Origin of the sequence: Acidovorax sp. HMWF018 (assembly GCF_003061035.1) — a bacterium.
GTDB lineage: Bacteria > Pseudomonadota > Gammaproteobacteria > Burkholderiales > Burkholderiaceae_C > Acidovorax > Acidovorax delafieldii.
On record NZ_QAIM01000595.1, the window covers coordinates 9045 to 11978 of the forward strand.

3 protein-coding genes and 1 pseudogene are annotated in these 2934 nt (G+C 67.5%); all 4 read left to right on the forward strand.

Going from position 1 to position 2934, the window contains the following annotated elements:
• Positions 1–974 (forward strand): P-type conjugative transfer ATPase TrbB (gene trbB / locus DBR23_RS25330; RefSeq protein ID WP_108499948.1); only part of this gene is annotated, 974 nt, incomplete at its 5' end.
• Positions 971–1354 (forward strand): TrbC/VirB2 family protein, encoded by a 384-nt coding sequence (locus DBR23_RS25335; RefSeq protein ID WP_056581670.1) that lies wholly within the window; start codon positions 971–973, stop codon positions 1352–1354. The genes trbB and DBR23_RS25335, both read left to right, overlap by 4 nt.
• Complete coding sequence (locus DBR23_RS25340; protein ID WP_056581671.1) at positions 1351–1623, forward strand: VirB3 family type IV secretion system protein; 273 nt, start codon at positions 1351–1353, stop codon at positions 1621–1623. Before DBR23_RS25335 ends, DBR23_RS25340 begins: the two co-directional genes overlap by 4 nt.
• A 15-nt stretch (positions 1624–1638) precedes the next feature.
• A pseudogene (locus DBR23_RS31770) lies at positions 1639–2934 on the forward strand (conjugal transfer protein TrbE); the annotation flags it as partial.

Genomic DNA, 2934 nt, shown 5'->3' on the forward strand with positions numbered 1-2934 from the left:
TGATCGCCGCCGCGCTCGAAGACCCGGACGTGGTGGAGGTGATGCTGAATCCTGATCGCACCCTTTGGGTGGATCGGCTTTCTAGTGGGCGCGCGCCGATGGGCGTGGAACTGTCCGAGGCGGACGGCGAGCGAATCATCCGCCTGGTCGCGGCCCACGTCGGCGCAGAAGTCCATCGCGGCCAGCCGCTGCTGTCCGCCGAGTTGCCCGAAACCGGCGAACGCTTCGAGGGCATCTTGCCGCCGGCAGCGCCGGGGCCGGCCTTCGCGCTGCGCAAGCGTGCCATCGGCGTAATTCCGCTGGAGCGGTACGTCATCGACGGAATGATGACCAGCGCGCAAGCGGGCTTTCTCGTTCGCGCCGTGCGCGAGCGGCAGAACGTGCTGATCGCCGGCGCCACCAGCAGCGGCAAGACCACGCTCGCCAATGCTTTGCTCGCCGAAATCGCCGCCACCGGCGACCGCGTGCTGGTGCTCGAAGACACGGTGGAGCTGCAATGCGCGGCCCGTGACCACGTTCCTCTGCGCACCCGCGCAGGCGTGGTGTCCATGACCGAGCTGGTGCGCTCGTCCATGCGCCTGCGGCCTGATCGCGTCGTCGTTGGCGAAGTGCGCGGCGCCGAGGCGCTGGATCTCATCAAGGTGTGGGGCACCGGCCATCCCGGCGGCATCGCCACGATCCATGCCGGCTCCGCACTCGGCGCGCTGCTGCGCTTGGAGCAACTGATTCTCGAAGTGGCGGTGAACCCGCCCCGTGCGCTGATCGCCGAGGCGGTCAACGTGGCGATCCACATCGCCGGGCGCGGGCGCAAACGCCGCATCGAGAGCATCGCCCGCGTCGTCGGCTTCGACGGCGTGGGCTACCAACTGGCGGACGCGCTGGAAACGCCGTTTCCCGAGCTGCCGCCGCTTCCCAATGCCGCACCCGCTGCGGCGACTTCCCCATCCCCTGACTCACTTGGAGAACTGCCATGACGCAGATGACCATTCCTGCTTTCCGTTTTTCTGCAAATCCGGCTTTGCGCCACGCGCGGCTGCGCTGCCTGGCCCGCCCTGCGGGGCAAGGGCTGCTGCTGGCCGCGCTGCTGCTGTTCCTAGCCGGAACCGCGCAGGCCGCCGGTTCCTCGATGCCGTGGGAAGGCCCGCTGCAATCCATCCTCGAATCCATCCAGGGGCCGGTGGCGCGAATCGTCGCGGTCATCATCATCATCGCCACGGGCCTCGCGCTCGCCTTCGGCGACACGTCCGGCGGATTCCGCAAGCTGATCCAGATCGTCTTCGGTCTGTCCATCGCGTTTGCGGCTTCCAGCTTCTTCCTGTCGTTCTTCAGCTTCTCCGGCGGGGCGGTCGTATGAGTGCCCCGGACACCTTCAGGGACGGCTTCGAGGTGCCGCTGCATCGCTCACTGACCGAGCCGATTCTGCTTGGCGGTGCGCCGCGCACCGTGGCGATCGCCAACGGCACGCTGGCCGCCGCTGTCGGCTTGGGCCTGCAACTGTGGATTCCCGGCGTGGTGCTCTGGATCGTCGGCCATTCGCTGGCGGTGTGGGGTGCGCGCGTCGATCCGCAGTTCATGCAGGTCTTCGCCCGGCACATCAAGCACCGCCCGCTGCTGGACGTGTGAGGGGAGGACGCCGCGATGCTGAATCTCGCCGAATACCGCCAGCGCCCGGCCTTGCTTGCCGACTGGCTGCCCTGGGCCGGGCTGGTCGCGCCGGGCCTCGTCTTGAACAAGGACGGCAGTTTCCAGCGCACGGCCCGGTTTCGCGGGCCTGACCTCGACAGCGCGACGCAAGGCGAGCTGGTCGCCACGTCGGCGCGGTTGAACAATGCGCTGCGCCGCATGGGATCGGGCTGGGCGCTATTCATCGAAGCCGAGCGCCGGCCTGCGGCCGACTATCCGCACTCGGAGTTTCCCGAGCCGCTTTCGTGGGTGGTGGAGGAAGAACGCCGGGCCGCCTTCGAGGAATCGGGTAATCACTTCGAGAGCGGCTATCACCTGACGCTGCTTTACCTGCCGCCGGAAGAATCCCGCGCTCGTGCAGCCAGGATGCTCTACGAGAACACGCCGACGAATGGCGTGGACTGGCGCGAGCGGCTGCAAGCCTTCGTCGCGGAAACGGATCGCGTCTTCGACCTGCTCGACAGCGTGATGCCGGAAATTGACTGGCTCGATGACGCGCAGACGCTGACCTACCTGCACGCGACCATCTCGACGCTGCGCTATCGCGTGGGCGTGCCCGAAGTGCCGTTCCACATCGACGCGCTGCTGACCGATTCCGCGCTGGTCGGCGGCCTGGCGCCCATGCTGGGCGACCAGCACCTGCGCGTGGTGTCGGTGCGAGGTTTCCCGACCTCGACCTGGCCGGGGATTCTGGACGACCTCAACCGCCTGGGGTTTGGGTATCGCTGGAGCACGCGCTTTCTGTGCCTCGACAAATCCGAGGCGGAACGGGGGTTGGGGCGCTTGCGCCGCCAGTGGTTCGCCAAGCGCAAGAACGTCATCGCGCTGTTGCGCGAAACGATCTTCCAGCAGGAAAGCCCGCTGGTCGATACCGACGCGAACAACAAGGCGGCGGACGCGGATGCCGCCTTGCAGGAACTGGGCAGCGATCAAGTCGCCTTCGGCTACCTGACGGCGACCGTCACCGTCATGGACGAGGACGCCGGCGCAGCCGACGAGAAGCTGCGCATGGTGGAGCGTGCCATCCAGGGCCGGGGCTTCGTCACCATTCCCGAAACGCTCAACGCCGTGGATGCGTGGCTGTCGTCCATTCCGGGCAACGCCTACGCCAACGTGCGTCAGCCCATCGTCTCGACGCTGAACCTGGCGCACATGATGCCGGTATCGGCGGTATGGGCCGGGCCGGAGAAGAACGACCATCTCGACGGCCCGCCGCTGATCGTCACGCGCACCGATGGCGCCACGCCGTTC